We start from the raw sequence: 23,537 nt of genomic DNA, 5'->3' as shown, positions 1-23,537 counted from the left end.
CGTATAACTAGGAAGGTGAGTGTATGAGCCAATCTAAAAATCTTTTATATCCGGAGAAGTGGCTTTCAAGAGCTTCAACAGGTGTTCGCGTCGCATGCGAGCTGAGAATGCGCATTATTTCCGGCTTGATTGAAAGCGGTACCATTTTATCTGAAAATAAATTGGCTGCGGAATTCTCGGTGAGCCGGTCTCCCATCCGTGAGGCTTTAAAAATACTGGCATCGGAAAAAATCATCCGTTTGGAACGGATGGGCGCCGTTGTCATCGGTTTAACCGAAAAAGAAATTGGAGAAATTTATGATGTGCGTCTGGTGATGGAAACATTCGTATTCGAACGGCTTGGACGGGCCAATGTCGACGAACTGGTAACAGACCTCAGCAAAATATTGGAGATGATGAAAGTCTCCATCAAATACAAAGATGCCGACGAGTTCTCATTTCAAGACGTCTTATTTCACGAAACGATTGTCCGCTCCATCAATCATTCTTACATTTTGATGATATGGAACAATCTCAAACCTGTGATGGAAAGCTTTATTCTTTTATCCATGCGGGCCCGCTTAAAAGAAAAATACGAAGACTTTGAACGAATTCTCGATAACCATGAACTTTATATCAAAGCGATCAAAACGAAAGACAGGGATCTGATGCTTAAATCCCTCCATCAAAATTTCGATGACGTGCAAGGTAAAGTTGAAGATCTGTGGCTGTCGCAACAAATGCTGGCGAAAGGGGCCGAACAAGAAAATGACTAGTTATATGTTAGGCATAGATATCGGTACGACAAGCACGAAAGCGGTTTTATTCAGTGAAAAAGGGGACGTGATCCAAAAGGAAAGCATCGGCTACGCGCTTTACACCCCGGACATCTCGACCGCTGAGCAAAACCCGGATGAGATTTTTCAGGCCGTCATCCAGTCAACGGCGAAAATCATGCAGCAGCATCCTGACAAACAGCCGTCATTCATTTCATTCAGCAGCGCGATGCACAGCGTGATTGCGATGGACGAAAACGACAAGCCGCTCACCTCCTGCATCACTTGGGCAGACAACAGAAGCGAAGGCTGGGCTCATAAAATCAAAGAAGAAATGAACGGGCACAATGTCTATAAACGGACGGGAACGCCGATTCATCCAATGGCGCCGCTAAGCAAAATCACATGGATTGTAAACGAGCATCCTGAAATCGCTGCCAAAGCAAAAAAATATATCGGAATCAAAGAATATATTTTTAAAAAGTTATTTGATCAATATGTCGTCGATTACTCCTTAGCTTCGGCGATGGGAATGATGAATCTCAAAACATTGGCCTGGGACGAAGAAGCATTGGCCATTGCAGGCATCACACCTGACCACCTATCAAAGCTCGTTCCGACAACAACCATTTTCCATCACTGCAATCCGGAACTGGCGGCGATGATGGGAATTGATCCGCAAACGCCATTTGTCATCGGTGCCAGCGACGGCGTGCTTTCCAACCTCGGCGTCAACGCGATTAAAAAAGGCGAAATCGCCGTCACTATTGGGACAAGCGGTGCGATTCGCACGATTATCGATAAACCGCAAACCGATGAAAAAGGCAGAATCTTTTGCTATGCCTTAACTGAGAATCATTGGGTCATCGGCGGGCCAGTCAACAACGGCGGGATCGTCCTTCGCTGGATTAGAGATGAATTTGCATCATCAGAAATCGAAACGGCAAAACGTCTCGGCATTGATCCGTACGATGTCTTGACCAAAATTGCCGAACGCGTCAGGCCGGGTGCCGACGGACTGCTGTTCCATCCATACCTCGCAGGCGAACGGGCGCCGCTCTGGAATCCGGATGTGCGCGGTTCATTCTTCGGCCTCACCATGTCGCATAAAAAAGAACACATGATTCGCGCGGCATTGGAAGGGGTTATTTACAATCTGTACACCGTCTTCCTGGCGTTGACAGAATGCATGGACGGTCCAGTTGCCCGAATTCAGGCGACCGGAGGTTTCGCAAGGTCTGACGTATGGAGGCAAATGATGGCCGATATTTTCGAATCGGAAGTCGTCGTGCCGGAAAGCTATGAAAGCTCTTGTCTCGGAGCCTGCATTTTGGGGCTGTACGCGACAGGGAAAATCGATTCATTCGATGTCGTCTCCGACATGATCGGAAGCACGCACAGACACGCGCCGAAAGAAGAATCGGCCAAAGAATACAGAAAATTAATGCCGCTTTTTATCAACTTATCTCGAGCACTTGAAAACGAATATACACAAATTGCAAATTATCAAAGAAGCTTATCCAGCAAAAAATAGGGGAGAATTGGAGGCGTTATCATGCCATTACTGATCGTAGCAATCGGGATTGTCGCATTATTGCTTTTGATTATGGGATTAAAACTGAATACGTTTGTTTCCTTGATTATCGTATCGTTCGGGGTTGCATTGGCGCTTGGAATGCCGCTTGACGACATCGTCAAAACGATTGAAGAAGGCCTTGGCGGAACGCTCGGCCATATCGCATTGATCTTCGGGCTCGGCGCCATGCTGGGCAGGCTGATCGCGGATTCAGGGGGCGCTCAGCGCATTGCGATGACCCTCGTCAACAAATTCGGAGAGAAAAACATCCAATGGGCGGTCGTCATCGCCTCCTTTATCATCGGGGTAGCATTATTCTTCGAAGTCGGATTGGTATTATTGATTCCAATTGTATTCGCCATTTCAAGAGAATTGAAGATATCTATTTTATACCTTGGAATTCCAATGACGGCGGCCTTATCCGTCACACACGGCTTCCTGCCCCCGCATCCGGGACCGACGGCTATCGCGGGAGAGCTCGGCGCCAATATCGGGGAAGTGCTGCTCTACGGTATCATTGTTGCAATTCCAACCGTTCTTTTGGCCGGACCTTTATTTACGAAACTGGCGAAAAAAATCGTCCCGCAATCATTTGAGAAAATGGGCAGCATCGCTTCACTCGGTGAGCAGAAAACGTTCAAGCTTGAAGAGACGCCCGGCTTCGGCATCAGCGTCTTCACAGCTATGCTTCCGGTCATTATCATGTCTATTTCGACTGTTATTACGCTTATTCAAGAAACGATGGGCCTTGCAGACAACAGCCTGCTGGCAGCGGTTCGTTTAATCGGGAATGCCTCGACTTCGATGGTCATCTCCCTGTTGGTCGCGATCTATACGATGGGGATCGCCAGAAAGATCCCGATCAAACAAGTGATGGATTCCTGTTCAACCGCCATTACACAAATCGGAATGATGCTCTTGATCATCGGGGGCGGCGGCGCCTTCAAACAAGTCTTGATCAATGGCGGAGTAGGCGACTATGTAGCTGAATTATTCAAAGGAACAGCCATGTCGCCGATCTTGCTCGCCTGGGTCATCGCCGCAATTCTGCGCATCTCCTTAGGATCCGCGACAGTTGCTGCATTAAGCACAACCGGACTCGTTCTTCCGATGCTCGGACAAAGCGATGTCAATCTTGCGCTGGTTGTGCTTGCAACAGGGGCCGGAAGTGTAATCGCTTCCCATGTCAATGACGCAGGCTTCTGGATGTTCAAAGAGTATTTCGGACTAAGCATGAAAGAGACATTTGCCACCTGGACACTGCTTGAAACCATTATCGCGGTGGCCGGATTAGGATTTACTTTATTGTTAAGCCTATTTGTATAAAAAAGTCTTAAATGAAGGAGCAGGTATTACATGCGCAATACAATCGGTGTCATAGGTTTGGGAGTCATGGGGAGCAATATCGCCCTGAACATGGCAAGCAAAGGCGAACAAGTCGCCGTCTATAACTACACAAGGGATTTAACCGATCAACTCGTCCAAAAAACGGGAGGCCAAACAGTCAAGCCGTACTATGAACTTGAAGATTTCGTACAGTCTTTAGAAAAACCGAGAAAAATCTTTCTTATGGTCACAGCAGGCAAACCGGTTGATTCTGTTATCGACTCGCTCGTTCCTCTGCTTGAAGAAGGGGATGTCATCATGGACGGCGGCAACTCCCACTACGAAGATACGGAACGAAGATATGACAGTTTGAAAGCGAAAGGTATCGGCTACTTGGGAATCGGCATTTCCGGCGGCGAAGTCGGCGCTTTAAAAGGCCCATCCATTATGCCCGGCGGAGATCGGGACGTCTACGAAAAAGCAGCTCCGATTCTCACAAAAATCGCCGCCCAAGTAGAAGGAGATCCATGCTGTGTCTACATCGGTCCAAAAGGCGCGGGGCATTTTGTCAAAATGGTGCACAACGGCATCGAATACGCAGACATGCAGCTTATCGCTGAAGCGTATACATTTTTAAGAGAAAAGCTTCTTTTGCCGATAGATGAAATCGCTGACATTTTCGACACGTGGAATCAAGGAGAGCTGAAAAGCTATTTAATCGAAATCACGGCAGAGATCCTGAGGAAAAAGGATGAGCGAACGGGCGCTCCGCTCATCGACGTCATCCTCGACAAAACCGGCCAAAAAGGCACGGGCAAATGGACGAGCCTGCAGGCCATCGACAACGGCATTCCATCATCAATTATCACGGAATCCCTGTTTGCCCGTTACCTGTCATCATTAAAAGACGAACGGACAGCTGCCGAAAACGTATTGGCCGGCCCTGAAACAGAAGAACGGCCCCTGGATCAGAACGTGTGGATCGACCGCGTCAGACAGGCGTTATACATGGGGAAAGTCTGCGCCTATGCCCAAGGCTTCGCTCAATATAAAATGACGTCTGACCTGAACGGATGGCACCTGCCGTTAAAGGACATCGCCCTCATCTTCCGCGGCGGCTGCATCATCCGCGCACAATTTTTAAATCTCATCAGCGAAGCTTTCGACAAACAGCCGGACCTGTCCAACCTGCTGGTCGCACCTGACTTCGCTGAAAAACTAAAAGAATACCAGTCCGGCTTGCGAAAGGTCGTCTGCGAAGGCATCAGCTCAGGCATCTCATTCCCGTGCCTGAGCACCGCCCTCTCCTATTACGACGGCTACCGGACGGGCCGCTCAAACGCAAACCTGCTGCAGGCGCAGCGCGATTATTTCGGCGCTCACACGTATGAGCGGACGGATATGGAAGGCGTGTTTCATACGGACTGGTATAAGTGAAAACAAGGAGCCCTATAGTTGTTTTCAGTCAAATAAATGAGGCTGTCGAGAATATCTCGACAGCCCGATTTTTCACTTCAGTAATACCTGTTCATCGTGTTGTTCCTCTTTCAGTTCATCAAAATAATTTGTATATTCCGAAGCCCCCGAATATGAAATATACAGGAATTCCTTTGCACGCGTCATGCCGATATACATGAGTGATACTTCCCGTTCTTGATCTTCTTCAAGTGGAAACGGCATGAGATCAGCTTTGACCAAAAACACAGCCTGAAAATCAAGTCCTTTACTGCTGTCAATCGTACAGATTTTGACTGTCTCTTCCTCAGGGTTAAAACTGCGCTTCGTTTCTTCATTTTCCGCTATCCAATTAAAAGGAATATTTTGCGCTTTGAGCGCTTTTTGTACAGTTTTTACAACATTAAATTTATTCGTCCGTTTCACTCGATAAAGAATGGCGATTTCCGAGTAAGGCACTTTCTTTTCTTCATGAAGATTCATAATTTGTTTTGCAATGACCTGCATTTCTTTGTTAATCGTATCAAATTTCAACAATGCCGGTTCAGGCCCCTTACGTTTTGTACTTTTTGGCGAAATAATCTCAACGCTCTCTGTCTGCCCTAGTTTGACTTTGTCTTGTAAAACCGAATGCTTCTCATAAAAATCCCAAGCAAAGGAAACAATTTGCGATGTATTTCTGTAATTGATGTTTAGAATTTTTGACCTTCCTCTAAAATCAAGTCCTGTATCTTTTATATAGCTCCTTTTCCTGCCGTAAATAGATTGTGCACGGTCTTCCACCAAAAGTAAGGATTTCGTTTCCGGACTCAGGCACAGGCTGATCAAATGAAGCCAATTTCCTTCAAAATCCTGACCTTCATCGATCAGAATGGCATCATACTTCGGAGATATTGCCTCGCCTTTTTCCAGCTGTTCAATATATTGATCAATCATAAACTCATTCGTTTTTATTTTTAGATCTTGCTTAAGCCACTGGTGAAAGTTACGAATTTGGATACTTTCAGGAACTCGAGACTCAACAGCTTTTCCTTCTTCAGTATATTGAAAGTCAAATAAATGATCCGGTTCTGCAAACATTGAACGAACCATTTGAGTAATATTCGATGCTAATGAAATATTGTAACAGAGGATTAATATCTTCCAATCAGGGTGGTTTTTTGCCAGTATCTTTGCACGACTTGCGAGAATTAAGGTTTTTCCGCTTCCTGCTACACCGCGAATTATACGGTGTTGATCACCAATCTGCTTTGCCATATTCTCTTGATGCAAGTCCATCGTTTTAATGTCCCGCAACGATAAAAGAAGCTGGTCACGGTATGGAACAGATTGTTCAAACTCCGCTCCAATGCGCACTTCCGGAAAAAGATAATATCGAATAGTATTAATGTCTTCATATGTAAGAGAGGTTTTCATTTGAAATTGCACATGAAACATTTGAAACAGCTTTTCTATCAACAATTCTTCTGAAAAGTTTACATGATCAGGATCAATTTGATCTCGAGTCAAGATAAACTCTGGATCTATTATTTGATAAACTTGCTTTTCCAACAATTGAATTTCATTTAATCTGGTAAATACAACGCCATATCCATAAGGAAATTTCAGTTTAAATTGATACTTACCCTCCGTTTGAATTAAACTCTTATCCTTTTGGAGTACATCAGCTATTTTAAAAGCATACTCTCTTGCTTGTCTTAACGGATTCTTCACACTGCACATGTCGCCGCTCGCATTTCGAATCTGCCAGTCATCTTTTGTGAACCTATAAAACGAATTTTTCGTATAATCCTTTACTTCAAGCACAAGCAAGCCCATATCCGGCCCTATAATAACAAAATCAGGACAGACACCTTGAATTTCAGGTTCATAGTACACAATATAATCATCAGGCAAATAGTTTTTCAATGTACGAAACAAAATCCGTTCTCCCACTGTTGCTGAACTTCGTATTGATTCGGGTATTGTCATTGCCAATTTAACCAACTCCTTCGATGCCTACTAGCCACGTTTTCCATATATTTATATTATCGGGGGTTAGAAAGGAAAGTAAAGGAAATCTATTTGTAAGAGATGAAAAATGCACCATTAAACAGGATTTTCTTAGTTTCTGTTGATTTCATACTTTGTTCAACATTTCACAAACTCATACTTCAAATTCGTGATATGATAAATTCAGCCACAGGAAAGGAGGACTGATACCAAAATAAACCAGATATCCGCTTCAGGGATAAAATTTTTTAACTCCACTTGTGAAATGTTTCACAAACAATGTCCGCATCATTCATCCCTGAACATCCTGTTGTAATCAAATTCCTATTCATTCACTGGAGGGTTTACAATGGCAATCGAAGAAAAGGAAATGAAACAAAAGCAAAATGCCTCAACAATGGTTGATCAGCTAGTCGAAAAAGGCCTAAAGGCATTGGAAGAATTCCGCAGCTTTGATCAGGAGCAGATTGATGAGATCGTCAAACAGATGGCGCTTGCCGGCCTTGATCAGCACATGCCTCTCGCCAAACTTGCCGTCGAAGAAACGAAGCGCGGCGTTTATGAAGATAAAATCATTAAAAACATGTTTGCCACAGAATATGTCTACCATCATATCAAATACGATAAAACAGTGGGCATCATCAATGAAAACGAACACGACGGAGTCATTGAAATCGCGGAGCCTGTCGGTGTCATCGCCGGGGTGACGCCGGTGACCAACCCTACTTCCACTACAATGTTCAAGTCCCTGATAGCGATCAAAACAAGAAACCCTATCGTGTTTGCTTTCCATCCATCGGCCCAAAAATGCAGCCGCGAAGCGGCGAGAATCCTTCGGGACGCAGCCGTCAAAGCAGGAGCACCCGACAACTGTATCCAATGGATTGAAACGCCTTCGCTGAATGCAACTCAAGCCTTAATGACCCATCCGAACGTTTCCCTGATTCTCGCAACAGGGGGCGCCGGCATGGTGAAATCAGCGTACAGCTCCGGAAAACCGGCCCTTGGCGTCGGACCTGGAAACGTTCCGTGCTACATCGAGAAGTCTGCCAACCTGAAGCAAGCCGTCAATGATCTGATCTTATCCAAAACATTTGACAACGGCATGATTTGCGCATCAGAGCAGGCCGTCATCATAGACAAAGACATCTACTCAGACGTCAAAGTCGAAATGACAAGAAACAACTGCTATTTCTTAAATGAAACCGAAAAATCAAAGGTCGAGAAATTGGTCATCAATGAAAATACTTGCGCGGTAAACGCTGATATCGTCGGCATGCCGGCATTCAAAATCGCTGAAATGGCCGGTGTCAAAGTGCCTCAAGATACAAAAATCCTCATCGCCGAATTAGAAGGCGTAGGTCCGGATTACCCGCTGTCCAGGGAAAAACTGAGCCCTGTTTTAGCGTGCTACAAAGTCAGCGGAATTCAAGAGGGATTAAAACGCGCCGAAGACATGCTCGCGTTCGGTGGAACCGGCCACTCGGCGGTAATTCATACGAACGATCAAGAAGCCGTTAAAGAATTCGGATTACGGATGAAAGCCGGGCGGATCATCGTCAATGCACCGTCGTCACAAGGGGCGATCGGCGACATTTACAACGCCTATATGCCTTCTTTAACACTCGGATGCGGCACATATGGCGGAAACTCCGTCTCGTCAAACGTTGGAGCTGTTCATTTAATCAACACGAAAAAAGTGGCGAAAAGGAATGTCAATATGCAGTGGTTTAAAGTTCCTCCAAAAATCTATTTTGAAAAACACGCAACCCAATATTTAGCGAAAATGCCTGACATCTCAAAAGCGTTGATTGTGACTGATCCGGGGATGGTGAAACTCGGATATGTAGACCGCGTCCTACACTACTTAAGAAGGCGCCCGGATTACGTTCATTGTGAAATTTTTTCTGATGTCGAGCCTGATCCTTCAATCGAAACGGTGATGAACGGAGTCGACATGATGGCCAAATTCCAGCCGGATGTCATCATCGCCCTCGGCGGAGGTTCTGCAATGGATGCCGCAAAAGGAATGTGGTTGTTCTATGAGCACCCGGATGCTGAATTCTTTGGATTAAAGCAAAAATTCCTGGACATCCGCAAGCGCATTGTCAAATACCCGAAACTGGGCGAAAAAGCAAAATTCGTCGCGATCCCGACGACATCAGGCACAGGCTCTGAAGTCACTTCATTCTCTGTCATTACAGACAAAGAAACGAATACGAAGTATCCGCTGGCCGACTATGAATTAACGCCGGACGTCGCGATCATTGACCCGCAATTTGTCATGACAGTGCCGAAACATATTACGGCTGACACAGGAATGGACGTATTAACTCACGCAATTGAATCATACGTATCGTGCATGGCTAACGACTATACAGACGGCTTGGCCATGAAGGCCATCCAGCTGATCTTCGAATACCTGCCTAGAGCATACAAAAACGGCAGCGACGAGCTGGCCCGCGAAAAAGTGCATAATGCATCAACGATTGCCGGAATGGCGTTTTCCAATGCCTTCCTTGGCATCAACCACAGCTTAGCCCATAAGCTTGGCGCGGAGTTTCACATCGCTCATGGACGGGCAAACGCCATCCTTCTGCCGCACGTGATCCGCTATAATGCAGAAAAGCCGAAAAAGTTCACGGCATTTCCTAAATACAGCCACTTCATAGCCGATCAGCGCTACGCGGAGATTGCCAGAACGCTCGGCCTGCCTGCAAAAACAACTGCAGAAGGCGTTGAAAGCCTGAACCAGGAGATTATCTCGCTCGCCAAAGAGCTTAAAATTCCGATGAGCATTAAACAAAACGGCGTGGATGCTGCCGCATTCGAAAGCAAAGTGGATCTCATGGCCGAACGCGCCTTTGAAGATCAGTGTACGACAGCCAATCCGAAGCTGCCGCTCGTTTCGGAGCTTGCTGAGATTTACCGTTCCGCATATAAAGGAGTTTAGCCAAAGAAGCCGTCATTCCGACGGCTTTTCGTTTTCAATTAGGCCTCTTTATTCTCACTACTCTACCATTTGTGCCAATCATACTATATGAAAGTTACGAAACTCCAACTCTTTTCTTTAGCTGAAATACTTAACAAAAAATTAACGGGCTTTCCCCTTGACAAAAAATATTTATTACTTGATAATTTGTATATAATTATAATAATTACAGAGAAATAAAGTTTACAATTTTTATTTCTCTTAAACTACATTCAGGAGGACGATATTATGTCTCTAATCGGAAAAGAAGTACAACCATTCGCAGCGAAAGCTTACAAAAACGGTGAGTTTATCGATGTTACACACGAAGATCTAAAAGGCCAATGGAGCATTTTCTGCTTCTATCCAGCAGATTTCTCATTTGTTTGCCCGACTGAGCTTGAAGACCTTCAAAACGAATATGCTGCCCTAAAAGAACTTGGTGTCGAAGTATACTCTGTTTCTACAGACACTCACTTCGTACATAAAGGATGGCATGACAGCTCTGAGAAAATCGGCAAAATCACTTACGCGATGATCGGCGACCCGTCTCAAACGATCTCCCGCAACTTTGAAGTGCTGAACGAAGAAGAAGGTCTTGCTGACCGCGGAACATTCATCATCGATCCGGACGGTGTGATCCAAGCTGTTGAAATCAACGCAGGCGGTATCGGCCGTGATGCAAGCACCCTGATCAACAAAGTAAAAGCGGCTCAATACGTCCGCCAAAACCCAGGCGAAGTTTGCCCGGCTAAATGGGAAGAAGGTTCTGAAACACTGACACCAAGCCTTGACCTAGTAGGCAAAATCTAAGGAGTGCATTCAATTGGTACTTGAAGCAAATATCAAAGCACAATTAAACCAATACATGCAGATGATTGAAAATGACATCGTCCTTAAAGTCAGTACAGGCGATGACAGTGTCTCTAAGGATATGCTGGCTCTTGTAGAAGAGCTGGCTTCCATGTCATCAAAAATCACTGTTGAAAAGGCGCAGCTCGACAGAACGCCAAGCTTCAGCGTCAATCGTGCCGGAGAAGAAACAGGCGTCACATTCGCCGGAGTTCCACTCGGTCACGAATTCACATCTTTGGTGCTGGCACTCTTGCAAGTAAGCGGCCGACCGCCGAAAGTCGATCAAAAAATCATCGATCAAATCAAGAACATCAGCGGCGAATACCGCTTCGAATCTTATATCAGCCTCACATGCCACAACTGCCCGGACGTTGTGCAGGCATTGAACATGATGAGCGTGCTCAACCCGAACATCACGCACACGATGATCGATGGTGCGGCATACAAGTCAGAAGTCGAAAGCAAAAACATTATGGCTGTGCCGACCGTATACTTGAACGGCGAATCCTTTGGAAGCGGCCGAATGACGCTTGAAGAAATTCTTGCGAAAATGGGCAGCGGCACAGATGCATCTGAGCTTTCTGATAAAGATCCGTTCGATGTACTCGTTGTCGGAGGCGGACCTGCCGGTGCAAGCGCAGCAATCTATGCGGCGCGCAAAGGCATCCGCACAGGAATCGTTGCCGAACGCTTCGGCGGCCAAGTCCTTGACACGATGAGCATCGAGAACTTCATCAGCGTGAAGCGCACCGAAGGGCCTAAGCTTGCGGCAAGCCTTGAAGAACACGTGAAGGATTACGAGATCGACGTCATGAACCTGCAACGCGCAAAAGGTCTCGAGAAAAAAGATCTTTTCCATCTTGAACTCGAAAACGGCGCTGTTCTGAAAAGCAAAACCGTCATTCTGTCAACTGGCGCACGCTGGCGCAATATCGGCGTACCTGGCGAACAAGAGTTCAAAAACAAAGGTGTCGCATACTGCCCTCACTGTGACGGACCGTTGTTTGAAGGCAAAGACGTCGCCGTCATCGGCGGCGGAAACTCCGGTATCGAAGCAGCGATTGACCTTGCAGGTATCGTCAACCACGTGACTGTTCTTGAGTTCGCACCGGAGCTGAAAGCAGACGAAGTTCTGCAAAAACGTCTCTACAGTCTCCCTAACGTGACTGTCGTGAAAAACGCCCAAACAAAAGAAATCACGGGTGATGAAAACGTAAACGGCATCACTTACGTTGACCGTGAAACAGGAGAAGAAAAACACGTCGAGCTCCAAGGCGTCTTCGTCCAAATCGGTCTTGTGCCGAACACGGAATGGCTCCCTGAAACCGTCGAACGCAACCGCATCGGCGAAATCGCAGTCGACAAACGCGGCGAAACAACCATCCCTGGCCTATTCGCTGCCGGCGACTGCACAGACGGACCATATAACCAAATCATTATTTCAATGGGATCGGGGGCAAATGCCGCATTAGGGGCGTTTGATTATTTGATCCGGAACTAACACGAAAGGCGCTATGCTGCTTAAACGGCAGTATGGCGCTTTTTTATGTTATAACCCATATAAATAGGACTTCACATCATGGCCGACAAACGCTTTCCATATGATCAAATTGTACGGATAGGACCAAGCGGGATATTGCGATTGTCCATTCATGTATGAATTGTATTCCATGACTCCATTCCTCTCGTTCTCATGTCTACATTAAATATAAACCTATAAAAGGAAACGGTTAATCAAAAATAAAGACGGCATACTGCATGCAGTACACCGTCTTTTTCAAGAGATTTAATTTGACTCATCATGTTCTTTTTGTCCTGTTTTTTTTCATCCAAAATAAAATAAACAATACAATAAACCATAGAGGAGTCAGCAGCAAGGCCGGGCGAGTCGCATCCGCATACAGCATAATCATGAGAATGACCGCAAACATCGCCAGGACAACATAATTGATAAACGGCGCGAATGGCGCTTTGAATGTTGATGCTGCGTGTAAGTGCGGACGGGTTTTCCTGTATCTAATATGGCTGACAAGAATCACACCCCACACCCATATGAAACAAATCGCGCTGATGGTTGTCACGATCCCAAAGGCTTGTTCCGGTATCAGTTTGCTTAATAGCGCTCCTGCTGACAGGACAATGGTTGATACCCATAACGCGTGACTCGGCACATGGTTTTTATTCAGCTTCGCAAAATTGGCCGGGCCCTGTTTCGTTTTACTTAAATTGTACAGAATCCGGCTTGTTGAAAACATCCCGCTGTTACAAGCAGACGCGGCTGACGTTAATACAACAAAATTAATGATTCCCGCGGCAAGCGGGATGCCGACTAAGCTGAAGGTTTTCACAAAAGGACTTTCCGCTGCATTCAGTTCCATCCAAGGGTTAATACATAATAAGACGATAAGCGCGCCGACGTAGAAAAATAAAATCCGTAAAGGAATTTTATTAATAGCCGATGGAATATTTTTTTTCGGGTTCGACGTTTCCGCCGCCGATACACCTACTAATTCCACACCGACATATGCAAAGATCACCATTTGGAAAGAAAGCAAAAAGCCTGAAAATCCGTTTGGAAACAAACCGCCATGCTCCCAAAGGTTGGTAACCGAAACCGTTCCTGTATGCGTCTTAAACCCGATCACCAGCAAAATAACACCGATGACAATTAACGCAAGAATCGTGATCACCTTTATTAAAGCGAACCAAAATTCCAATTCTCCAAAAAGCTTGACAGTCAACAGATTGAGCCCTAATAAAATGAGTAAACAGATAAGTGCAGGGACCCACTGCGGAATATCAAACCAATATTTCACATAGACACCGACGGCAATCACATCCGCCATAGCCGTCATAATCCAGCAAAACCAATAGGTCCACCCGGTGACAAACGCCGCACGCGGCCCCAGATACTCCTCGGCAATATCGGTTAACGATTGATAACCCGCTTTAGATAACAGTAATTCTCCCAGCGCCCGCATCACGAAAAAAAGCGCAATACCTACAATGAAATACGCAAAGATGATAGAAGGACCCGCCAATTGAATCGCCTTACCGGAGCCTAAAAACAACCCGGTGCCAATCGTCCCGCCAATAGCGATAAGCTGTACGTGCCGATTGGATAAGTCCCTCTTTAATTCCCGCTGTTCCACATCAAACTCCTCCTTACCTCTCTAGTGAACGACGAGCAGTAAAAAAGCCCATAAAAAAAGAGATTGGATGTCCTCCAATCTCGCGGTCATAAGAATATCAAAATATATTTGTGCCGCTGACAATCATCAGCACGACAAATACATATTCGGTACTCTTCTGTCCTTTTGCCTGAGATTGTGAACCCTTCGGCGCCGCAGAATTCCGCGGTCTCTCCAGAAGCTGCTCCTGCTGTAGTTCGACCCACAGCAATCATAGCTTGCATGTATTGAGTTTTTCGATAGAGATGATTACTATCGGATAACTTTTAATTTTAATAGAGGTTGAGTGATTTGTCAATGGTCCTATTTATAGTTAACGCTAGTATTCTTAAACTCACCTATACTAGCGACAATATTTTCACCTGGTTTATAAATCAGCTTCTATTACGGAATCCTTTCGAAAATTGGGGTTTAACTGGCACTGCTCATGGGCAGAATAAGCATAATCTCTCTTGTAAACCTTCTAATACTTCTTCTGGTACTTCCCTGACCTTGATATCTTCACCTAGGAAAAGCAGCCAATTTGTTATTTCGGACAATTCTTCGGGATGATTCACATTGATAAAAGTCTTTAGAATGGCTGCGGTTTGATAAGGATTCGTATAGGAAATTGAAATTTTTAAAGGATGATATTTTTTGAATTGGGCAATCGCCTGTGGACCAAGTTCAAGGACAAGGTTGATTACTTCTTCCTGCTTACTTAGTTTCTCTAAAATCTTTTTCTTACTTATTCTTTTTTTCACAGAGTATGGTTTGACATTGGTAAGATTGTCCACAGGGAAAATCCTCCTCCTTTCATCCTTTAAGTCAAAGCCTTCAATCAGCCAAAGGCCTTTTTCATGATAAAGGTGCAGAAGATAAATGGGATAAGTCTTTATTACCTTCTCTTCTTTGATGGTAATCAATAAATAGCTATCCAAAAGAAGGAGCTGGATGAGTTTTTCTAACATGGGATGGGGGAGATCTGAAAGCTCAAGCAGGTCGGGATTATTGGGGTTTGTCCCTTCAAAAAGCAAGATTCGATTTAAAAAAACCAGGGCCTCTTGCTGGTTTTCTGAGATAAGGCCCAGTAATTTTTCAGCTAAAGACTGACGGCTCTTTAGATAAGGGAGTTGTTGATTTCTTGTAGCCATAAAAGCGATAAAAAGAGCTTTAATCTCATGATCGGTAAAGCGAACAGCAGGCAGGACAGAGTGGTTCATGACAAAATAACCCCCGCTCCTTCCAACTTCAGCAACAAGCGGCATCCCCATAGCTTCAATTTCCCTGATATCCCTGATAGCTGTCGAACGAGAGATGTGAAATTCCTGCATGATTTCAGAAATTGTAAAGTGGGCGCGGTTGTTGATATACCGCATGATGATATTAATCCGTTCAACTTTTTTCATCGGGGCCTCCTAAACAGTATCATTTTTTGACATGATTTAAGGTTATTATAAACGCATCAAGTGAAAAGACAAATCATTTGATTATTTTAAAAAAAGGAAGGTTTTGAATATGAAAAATTACACGCTGGAGGAAAAAGACAGCTTTACCGTTTTTGGTATTGGAACGGAGCTTGAGAGCGATTACACAGATTCTGCTGGCATAAATAAGGAAAAGGCAGACTTTTGGGCGGCCGTCAAACAAGATGGAAGGCTTGACACTTTAAAAGCCATAGCTACAAATGACTATATTTTTGCCGTGAACGAAGCGGTAAACAACAAGATGATGCATTATGCTGGCGTGATGACAGAGGCAGAGGCGTCGGTGGCAGGAGAAACCAGAGTTATCCAATTTCCTAAGGGGGAATACCTGGTTGTTAAAGGGGAAGGGAAGACGGCTGATGAGTTGAGCAATAAGCTTACTAGCATTGCCTTCGGTCAAGTCTTGCCGGAAGCAAAGAATTTTGCCTATGTTGGCGGGCCGAATGCAACGGTTGAGATGGGGCAGCTAAACGGCTTAGTATTCGGTGAAATGTGGATTCCTGTTGTTAAGAAATAAAAAGATAAAGGAGCGCTGGAATTGTCCTATATCGTTGATTTTAAAAATGTCTCTACGGTTGGATTAGAAGCTTCACCTGCAGCAGAAGCACTTGCTGGTTTACGTGCTAATGAAGCCCGTTACTTTATGAACAAATACAAGCATGAATTTACGGTTGTACCAGCCAGCGAGTCCTGCGAGACCCTTGATTATGTGAACCGAATTTTGAAAGAAGAACGTGATATTGAGTTTGCGGCCAAACCTTTAGAAACGTCGCGTTTTCAAGTGGAAAATATCAAAATTGCCTATGTTTTTTATGAGGATGGTCTTGCAGTCAACGTCATGTATACGATTGATGATCCTAAAAAGCGGGCCGTTGGGTTTAAGCTTTCTGAGGGGATGGAGGTACCAAAGGAGTTAGAAGGGAAGTTTAAGTTCGCTAGGCAGAAGTCTAAATTAGCTGGAACCATTAGGGGCTCCTACTTTGTCATTAAAGGAGAATATTAAAGTAAAAAGCGTAAGTGCCGGAATTCAGTCATTTTTCGTATTTGATCATTCTTTTTCTTTATTCGGATAAGAAAAACTTGGTTGAGCAAAAAAGCAAATTCAGCACAAAGCAAAAACAACAACCATTCATGCATTCAAATAACAAAACAGCACCTCTCCATCAAATTTGAAGGTGCTGTTATTTTTTTAGCGTAAACCTTATTGACGACTACTGGTACGGCTGGTGCAAATGCAGCTATCCACCCTGCCTGTAAAGGCATCCGCACAGGGATTGCCGCTGAACGCTTCGGTGGTCAAGTTCTTGACGATGATAAAAAGCCCCATAACAAAGAGACCGGATGTCCTCCAATCTCGTGGTCATAAGAATAACAAATCATATTTGTGCCGCTGACAATCATCAGCACGACAAATACTGCTTAAGATTGTAAAACCCTTCCGCGGTCTCTTCAGAAGCTTCCCCTGCTATAAGTACGACCCACAGTAATCATGGCCTGCTACGTATTGAGTTTTCATTCCTCTCATTTCTGAAAACGAGACAATCCTGCGATAGAAAAATGACCAAGCCAAAGCCGGGTTACTTCCTAAGCTGAAATGCGGTGTCCGATTAATGTTAAAGAAAGCCTTCTCAAGCTTTCTCTCCGCTCATCTCAGCGCCTCTTTCCCTCGTTTTGATTGTCTCAAAAAGGAGTTATGCGGTACTATCATATAAAGGTCAATTATTTAAAAATAATGTCATACTTTTAAAATCACCTTATCATGCAAATGCTCGTACATAGGGGGACAGCTCCTATTCTAAAAAGGGGATGGACGATTTTGGAAACCAAATATTTAGATTTACTCGCACAAAAATACGATTGTGAAGCAAAAGTGGTAACGGAAATCATTAATTTGAAAGCGATACTGAACCTGCCGAAAGGCACCGAGCATTTTGTCAGTGATTTGCACGGGGAATACCAGGCATTCCAGCACGTGCTGCGGAATGGTTCAGGAAGAGTAAAAGAGAAGATACGCGATATTTTCAGCGGTGTCATTTATGATAGAGAAATTGATGAATTAGCAGCATTAGTGTATTATCCGGAAGACAAACTGAAGTTAATAAAACATAATTACGATACGAAAGCATCGTTAAACGATTGGTATAAAGAAACGATTAATCGAATGATTAAGCTCGTATCTTATTGCTCTTCCAAGTATACCCGCTCCAAATTACGCAAAGCACTGCCCTCTCAGTTTGCTTATATTACGGAGGAGCTGCTGTATAAAACAGAAGAAGCTGCCAACAAAGAACAGTATTACTCCAAAATCGTAGATCAGATCATTGCGCTTGGCCAAGCTGATAAGCTGATCACCGGTCTTGCATATAGCACGCAGCGATTGGTTGTCGACCATCTGCATGTTGTCGGCGATATTTACGACCGCGGACCGCAGCCGGATCAGATTATGGAAGAACTAATCAACTATCATTCAGTCGATATTCAGTGGGGAAATCACGATGTCCTTTGGATAGGCGCTTATTCAGGCTCTAAAGTATGCCTGGCAAATATTATCCGCATCTGTGCCCGCTATGACAACTTGGATATTATTGAAGACGTGTACGGCATCAATCTGAGACCGCTCTTGAACCTTGCCGAAAAATATTACGATGATAACCCATCTTTCCGTCCGAAAGCAGACGAAAACAGACCGGAAGATGAGATTAAGCAAATCACAAAAATTCATCAAGCGATTGCGATGATTCAATTCAAGCTTGAAAGCCCGATTATCAAGAGACGGCCGAACTTTAATATGGAAGAGCGGCTGTTATTAGAGAAAATAGATTACGACAAAAACGAAATCACGCTGCACGGAAAAACATATCAGCTGGAAAACACCTGCTTTGCGACAGTGAATCCGGAGCAGCCAGATCAGCTATTAGAAGAAGAAGCAGAAGTCATAGACAAGCTGCTATTCTCTGTCCAGCATTCCGAAAAGCTGGGCCGCCATATGAATTTTATGATGAAAAAAGGCAGCCTTTATTTAAAATATAACGGCAACCTGTTGATTCACGGCTGTATTCCAGTTGATGAAAACGGCAATATGGAAACGATGATGATTGAGGATAAACCGTATGCGGGCCGTGAGCTGCTTGATGTATTTGAACGATTCTTGCGGGAAGCGTTTGCCCACCCGGAAGAAACCGATGATCTGGCGACGGATATGGTCTGGTATTTATGGACAGGTGAGCACTCCTCCCTTTTTGGAAAACGCGCTATGACGACCTTTGAGCGGTATTTCATTAAAGAGAAGGAAACACATAAAGAGAAGAAAAACCCGTATTACTATTTGCGTGAAGACGAGGCAACCTGCCGAAACATCCTGAAAGAATTCGGCCTCAACCCGGATCATGGCCATATCATCAACGGCCATACACCGGTAAAAGAAATCGAAGGAGAAGATCCGATCAAAGCAAACGGAAAAATGATCGTCATCGACGGCGGCTTCTCCAAAGCCTACCAATCGACAACAGGTATCGCCGGCTACACGCTGTTATACAACTCCTACGGCATGCAGCTCGTCGCCCATAAACACTTTAATTCCAAGGCGGAAGTGCTGAGCACCGGAACTGATGTCTTAACGGTGAAGCGATTAGTGGATAAAGAGCTTGAGCGTAAGAAAGTAAAGGAAACGAATGTTGGTGAGGAACTCTTGAAGGAAGTAGCTATTTTGGAGAGATTGCGGGAGTATCGGTATATGAAGTGAGGAAATGTGGAGTTCAGGGATCATTCTCTGGGCTCTTTTTTACGGTTTTCCACTTCGTACAGCAAATTGCTAACAAGGTCTGGTTTTCTGCTCGTTCATAGAAAAGTAAGCGGCGATTGATCTCGCAGGCATCGTCAACCATGTCACTGTTCTTGAGTTCGCACCGGAGCTGAAAGCGGAGGAAGTCCTGCAAAAACGCCTCTACAGCCTGTCAAACGCGACTGTAGTGAAACATGTACAAACGAAAGAAATTACAGGTGACCTAAACGTAAACGGCATCACTTACGTGGATCGTGAAACAGGCGAAGAACAACACGTTGAACTCCAAGCTGTCTTCGTCAAAATCGGTCTCGTGCCAAACACAGAGTGGTTAGACGGATCAGTCGAGTGCAACCGCATCGGCGAAATCGCAGTCGATAAACGCGGCCAAACAAGCACCCCCGGCCTGTTGACTCATCACCGTTCACTTCCAAACATCATTCGTAATTGATTATCAATGATAAGTTATTAAACTTGTTTTCATCATAATTAATTTTTTCTTTCTAAAAGGTTTCACTTTCATGAGGGTACTATGATAAGGACACAATTTCTGTATTGACATATTGAAAAATGAAATATATATTTATTGTTGATATTGATAATCATTATCGTTTATTTATTTTCATTCTGCGGTTCATACAGCTATTTACTGAAGAATTAAATACTGGCTCTGGAGGACGTTTAATTGTAAAAAATCTCTGTGTAACGATTCCAGATAAAAAGGAACAACCATATCCTGAGGTCAGCGCCAATGTGTTTGAATTGCTATGGCTCTTGTACGGGAGACGGACATGATTTACATCGAGCTGCTCGTTTTTTTCGGATTATATCATTGCATTAAAGACGGCGAAGTCGTGAAGGCTGGGCTTGTGAAGAGGCGAGTACTGCGGGAAGTCTTTCAAATTGGCCCGAGAACAAATAAACCGAAGTGTGTTACTTACAATTTATTAAGAGGTGAAAATGAGCATGAAGAAACTATTAATCCCGTTTATGCTACTGCTGACGCTTATGATTAGTGCATGCGGCAATGAAGAGTCAGCAACAAAGGATAGCGGCTCAGCAAAAAAAGAATCTAAAACGATTACATACCAAGCGGAAACAGGACCAATCGAAGTTCCAGCCGATCCGCAAAGAGTTGTTATGCTTTCAGGGTATACCGGAAATGTGTTAGATTTAGGAGTCAACGTTGTCGGTGTAGACACTTGGTCTAAAAACAATCCAACCTTTAAAGAAAAGTTAAAAGATGTTCAAGAAGTTTCAGAAGATGACCTAGAAAAAATTATTGAATTAGAGCCAGATTTAATCATCGCGTTATCAACGGTAAAAAATTTAGACAAATTAAATGAGATCGCTCCTACTGTTACTTATACATGGGGTAAAGTAGATTATTTAACTCAGCACGTGGAAATTGGCAAGCTACTAAACAAAGAAAAAGAAGCCCGAGCATGGGTTGACGACTTTAAACAGCGGGCAGAAGAAATCGGAGAAGATATTCGCACAAAAATCGGCAAGGATTCAACTGTATCTGTTATTGAAGCATATGGAAAAGACCTTTATGTTTACGGTAATAACTGGGCGCGCGGTACAGAAATCTTATATCAAACGATGAAACTAAATATGCCTGAAAAAGTAAAGAAAGACGCATTAAAAGCAGGGTATTATACGTTATCAGCTGAAGTGCTTCCAAAATATGCGGGAGATTATGTCATTTTAAGTAAGTACTCTGATGCGAATACATCTTTCCAAGAAACAGACACATACAAGAACATTCCAGCTGTCAAAAATGGACATGTCATTGAAATGCAAGGTGAAGGCGCATCATTCACTGACCCAATCACACTTGAAAAACAACTAGCATTCTTTAAAAAAGCGTTTCTAGGAAACTAAGACTAGAAAAGCAGAGGTCTATTGAAAGGGGTTGGCCAAAGGGCAGCCCCTTTCCCATTCTAAGAAAGGAAAATGATGAGCTTTATGATAAGAAAAACTCAATCTTTTACCTCATTTGCCTTCAAACTCATCTTAGGAATTCTAGTGTTTATTGGTATGTTTTTTATGGCAATGGTATTTGGAGCTGCAGACGTTTCAGTTGAAGATGTATGGTTGGCTCTTTCGTCTTCTGCAACCGGCGATCATATTTCGATTATCCGTGATATTCGGTTACCTCGTGAAATAGCTGCGATTTTTGTTGGCGCAGCTCTTGCTGTCTCTGGTGCAATCATGCAAGGTATAACAAGAAACCCACTTGCTGATCCAGGTTTACTAGGATTATCTGCCGGGGCTTATGCAGCATTGGCTGTTACGATCGCTTTCATTCCATCAGCCAATTACTTTTTGACGATGGTTGCCTGTTTTATTGGAGCCGCACTCGGTGCCTTGTTGGTTTTTGGAATCGGTTCGATGAAAAAAGGCGGATTCTCTCCTTTCCGTATTGTATTAGCGGGTTCTGCTGTTTCCGCCTTTTTATACGCCATTGCTGAAGGGCTTGGCCTTTATTTTAAAATTTCTAAAGATATCTCGATGTGGACAGCAGGAGGGATGGTTGGAACAACTTGGAATCAACTGCGAATCATCGTACCTTTTATTATCATTGGAATTGTTGTTTCCTTTTTCCTCTCGAGACAACTTACCATTCTCAGCTTAAATGAAGAAGTTGCAGTTGGCTTAGGTCAAAATATCATCAGAATTAAAATCCTTCTATTTATTATCATTATCATTCTCGCGGGAGCATCTGTTGCTCTGGTTGGCAATATGACCTTTATCGGTCTTATGATTCCTCATATTGTTCGGGCAATTGTTGGAACCGATTATCGTTTTATTTTACCAATGTCTGCAACTTGCGGAGCTACTTTTATGCTATTTGCTGATACACTTGGCCGTACCTTAAATGCACCATATGAAACACCTGTTATAGCCATTGTCGCTATGCTTGGTTTACCGTTCTTCCTGATCATTGTCCGAAAGGGAGGAAAAACACTCTCATGATACATTCAGCATTAATCAAAAAACAGCGAATGATTTTATCGATTTCTCTAATACTCATCATAGCTACAGCTATAATTGGGATGGGAATAGGGTCTGCTAGTTTATCTTTTGACAGACTCATCCACACTCTATTAGGTCAAGGAACCTTTAAAGAGGAATTTATATTATATTCTATTCGCTTGCCTCGAATATTGATTACTTTATTAGCTGGGATGGCACTTGCTATGTCAGGTGCTATTTTGCAAGGAATCACAAAAAATGATTTAGCTGATCCAGGCATTATTGGGATTAACTCCGGTGCTGGGGTTGCCATTGCCGTTTTCTTTTTATTTTTCCCAGCTGAAGCTGGATCATTTGTTTATATGATTCCAATTGTTGGCTTTATAGGAGCGATTATAACGGGCTTCTTCATTTATCTGTTAGCCTATAACAAAAATAGTGGTATGCAGCCTATAGGCTTAGTCCTCATCGGAGTCGGATTCTCAACTGCACTTTCCGGAGCTATGATTGTCATTATTTCTTCTGCTGAACGGACAAAAGTTGATTTCATCGCCAAATGGCTGGCAGGGAATATTTGGGGTACAGATTGGCCATTCGTTGGGGCGCTCCTGCCTTGGTTAGTCATCTTGATTCCGTTTACTTTGTACAAAGCAAATCGACTAAATCTATTAGGATTAAGCGAGCCTGTAACCATTGGCGTTGGGGTTTCCATTGAAAGGGAGCGGATCGTTTTACTTTTAACAGCTGTCGCATTAGCGGCTGCTGCCGTTTCTGTCACAGGAGGTATTTCCTTTATCGGATTAATGGCCCCACATATCGCAAAAACTTTAGTAGGACCCAGAAATCAACTATTTATCCCTGTTGCTATTCTACTTGGCGGTTGGTTCTTATTATTCGCCGACACAATCGGACGTAATATCATTGAAACCACTATACCGGCTGGAATCATGGTCTCATTAATCGGGGCACCTTATTTTATTTATTTGCTATTGAAAAAGTAAAATCCATAAAAACGAGGCTGTTCCAATGAGTCTCCAAAAATTCATTTCAAAATGGACCCATTAAATCAAACCCTTTGGTAGTCCATTTTGCAGAGGTGGTATGAAAGGAAGGCGTTTTCTCTTTTCAGACGACCTCTTTTATCTATTAGAGTGAAAATCTAAAAAAACCTCATTTACTTTTGATCC

17 protein-coding genes, 3 pseudogenes and 1 riboswitch are annotated in these 23,537 nt (G+C 43.9%); of the genes and pseudogenes, 16 read left to right on the top strand and 4 right to left on the bottom strand.

The features are described 5' to 3' along the window. Positions 1-23: 23 nt before the first annotated feature. Genes LQ247_RS00435 through gnd form a run of 4 tightly spaced genes read left to right on the top strand, consistent with a single transcriptional unit; the run spans position 24 to position 5,094 of the window. Positions 24-755, top strand: coding sequence for a GntR family transcriptional regulator (locus LQ247_RS00435; RefSeq protein ID WP_020453585.1), 732 nt, complete (start codon positions 24-26; stop codon positions 753-755). After that, positions 748-2,289: a gluconokinase gene (gene gntK, locus LQ247_RS00430; RefSeq protein ID WP_231005403.1), complete on the top strand. Its 1,542-nt coding sequence runs from the start codon at positions 748-750 to the stop codon at positions 2,287-2,289. Before LQ247_RS00435 ends, gntK begins: the two co-directional genes overlap by 8 nt. A gap of 21 nt (positions 2,290-2,310) precedes the next feature. Further along, the gene (locus tag LQ247_RS00425) at positions 2,311-3,657 is read left to right on the top strand and encodes a GntP family permease (RefSeq protein WP_023856844.1); all 1,347 of its coding nucleotides are present in this window, start codon (positions 2,311-2,313) and stop codon (positions 3,655-3,657) included. A gap of 30 nt (positions 3,658-3,687) precedes the next feature. Continuing rightward, on the top strand, positions 3,688-5,094 hold the full coding sequence (gnd, locus tag LQ247_RS00420; RefSeq protein WP_231005402.1) for a decarboxylating NADP(+)-dependent phosphogluconate dehydrogenase: 1,407 nt from the start codon (positions 3,688-3,690) through the stop codon (positions 5,092-5,094). A gap of 72 nt (positions 5,095-5,166) precedes the next feature. Here gnd and LQ247_RS00415 read toward each other — a convergent pair whose 3' ends face one another. Then, positions 5,167-7,089 (bottom strand): 3'-5' exonuclease, encoded by a 1,923-nt coding sequence (locus LQ247_RS00415; RefSeq protein WP_231005401.1) that lies wholly within the window; start codon positions 7,087-7,089, stop codon positions 5,167-5,169. Between the two features lie 364 nt (positions 7,090-7,453). Between LQ247_RS00415 and adhE the strand changes: the two genes are divergently transcribed. The 3 genes from adhE to ahpF all read left to right on the top strand — a co-directional run bounded on the left by adhE (position 7,454) and on the right by ahpF (position 12,431). After that, the gene (gene adhE / locus LQ247_RS00410; RefSeq protein ID WP_231005400.1) at positions 7,454-10,057 is read left to right on the top strand and encodes a bifunctional acetaldehyde-CoA/alcohol dehydrogenase; all 2,604 of its coding nucleotides are present in this window, start codon (positions 7,454-7,456) and stop codon (positions 10,055-10,057) included. 267 nt (positions 10,058-10,324) lie between these two features. Further along, complete coding sequence (gene ahpC / locus LQ247_RS00405; RefSeq protein ID WP_020453590.1) at positions 10,325-10,888, top strand: alkyl hydroperoxide reductase subunit C; 564 nt, start codon at positions 10,325-10,327, stop codon at positions 10,886-10,888. Between the two features lie 13 nt (positions 10,889-10,901). After that, positions 10,902-12,431, top strand: a complete 1,530-nt coding sequence (gene ahpF, locus LQ247_RS00400; RefSeq protein ID WP_020453591.1) for an alkyl hydroperoxide reductase subunit F — start codon at positions 10,902-10,904, stop codon at positions 12,429-12,431. A 48-nt stretch (positions 12,432-12,479) separates the two neighbouring features. Here the strand turns inward: ahpF and LQ247_RS22005 are convergent, their stop codons facing one another. From LQ247_RS22005 to LQ247_RS00390, 3 genes are all read right to left on the bottom strand, one after another. After that, positions 12,480-12,602: a hypothetical protein gene (locus LQ247_RS22005; protein ID WP_257419524.1), complete on the bottom strand. Its 123-nt coding sequence runs from the start codon at positions 12,600-12,602 to the stop codon at positions 12,480-12,482. A 127-nt stretch (positions 12,603-12,729) separates the two neighbouring features. Beyond that, complete coding sequence (locus LQ247_RS00395; protein WP_043054522.1) at positions 12,730-14,082, bottom strand: amino acid permease; 1,353 nt, start codon at positions 14,080-14,082, stop codon at positions 12,730-12,732. Between the two features lie 147 nt (positions 14,083-14,229). Next, positions 14,230-14,309, bottom strand: a riboswitch (glycine riboswitch). Between the two features lie 237 nt (positions 14,310-14,546). Beyond that, positions 14,547-15,509, bottom strand: coding sequence for a helix-turn-helix transcriptional regulator (locus LQ247_RS00390; RefSeq protein WP_025810516.1), 963 nt, complete (start codon positions 15,507-15,509; stop codon positions 14,547-14,549). A gap of 109 nt (positions 15,510-15,618) precedes the next feature. On the opposite strand from LQ247_RS00390, the gene LQ247_RS00385 reads away from it, so the two are divergent. The 9 genes and pseudogenes from LQ247_RS00385 to LQ247_RS00355 all read left to right on the top strand — a co-directional run bounded on the left by LQ247_RS00385 (position 15,619) and on the right by LQ247_RS00355 (position 23,351). Next, complete coding sequence (locus LQ247_RS00385; RefSeq protein ID WP_231005399.1) at positions 15,619-16,104, top strand: GyrI-like domain-containing protein; 486 nt, start codon at positions 15,619-15,621, stop codon at positions 16,102-16,104. Between the two features lie 21 nt (positions 16,105-16,125). Continuing rightward, positions 16,126-16,590 carry a hypothetical protein gene (locus LQ247_RS00380; protein ID WP_023856840.1) on the top strand — a complete coding sequence of 155 codons (465 nt, stop codon included), beginning with the start codon at positions 16,126-16,128 and terminating at the stop codon, positions 16,588-16,590. Between the two features lie 213 nt (positions 16,591-16,803). Further along, positions 16,804-16,896: pseudogene (locus LQ247_RS22245) on the top strand (hypothetical protein); the annotation flags it as partial. A gap of 507 nt (positions 16,897-17,403) precedes the next feature. Beyond that, a complete protein-coding gene (gene fbp, locus LQ247_RS00375) occupies positions 17,404-19,329 on the top strand; it encodes a fructose-1,6-bisphosphatase (RefSeq protein ID WP_023856838.1) in 1,926 nt (641 codons plus the stop codon). Positions 19,330-19,438: 109 nt separating this feature from the next. Next, positions 19,439-19,777: pseudogene (locus tag LQ247_RS00370) on the top strand (FAD-dependent oxidoreductase); the annotation flags it as partial. Between the two features lie 381 nt (positions 19,778-20,158). After that, a pseudogene (locus LQ247_RS22240) lies at positions 20,159-20,384 on the top strand (iron-enterobactin transporter ATP-binding protein); the annotation flags it as partial. Further along, entirely contained in the window at positions 20,335-21,255 is a 921-nt protein-coding gene (locus tag LQ247_RS00365; RefSeq protein ID WP_041817479.1) for an iron-hydroxamate ABC transporter substrate-binding protein, read from the top strand. The pseudogene LQ247_RS22240 and the gene LQ247_RS00365, both read left to right, overlap by 50 nt. A gap of 84 nt (positions 21,256-21,339) precedes the next feature. After that, entirely contained in the window at positions 21,340-22,350 is a 1,011-nt protein-coding gene (locus LQ247_RS00360) for a FecCD family ABC transporter permease (RefSeq protein ID WP_035339312.1), read from the top strand. Next, entirely contained in the window at positions 22,347-23,351 is a 1,005-nt protein-coding gene (locus LQ247_RS00355; protein ID WP_075212818.1) for a FecCD family ABC transporter permease, read from the top strand. The genes LQ247_RS00360 and LQ247_RS00355 overlap by 4 nt, the downstream gene beginning before the upstream one ends. The last annotated feature ends 186 nt before the right edge of the window (positions 23,352-23,537 follow it).

Source organism: Bacillus sp. BS3(2021) (assembly GCF_021043345.1).
In the GTDB taxonomy this organism is placed as follows: domain Bacteria; phylum Bacillota; class Bacilli; order Bacillales; family Bacillaceae; genus Bacillus; species Bacillus paralicheniformis.
The sequence above is the reverse complement of the archived record's forward strand: the minus strand, read 5'-3'. Positions and strand labels throughout refer to the sequence as shown.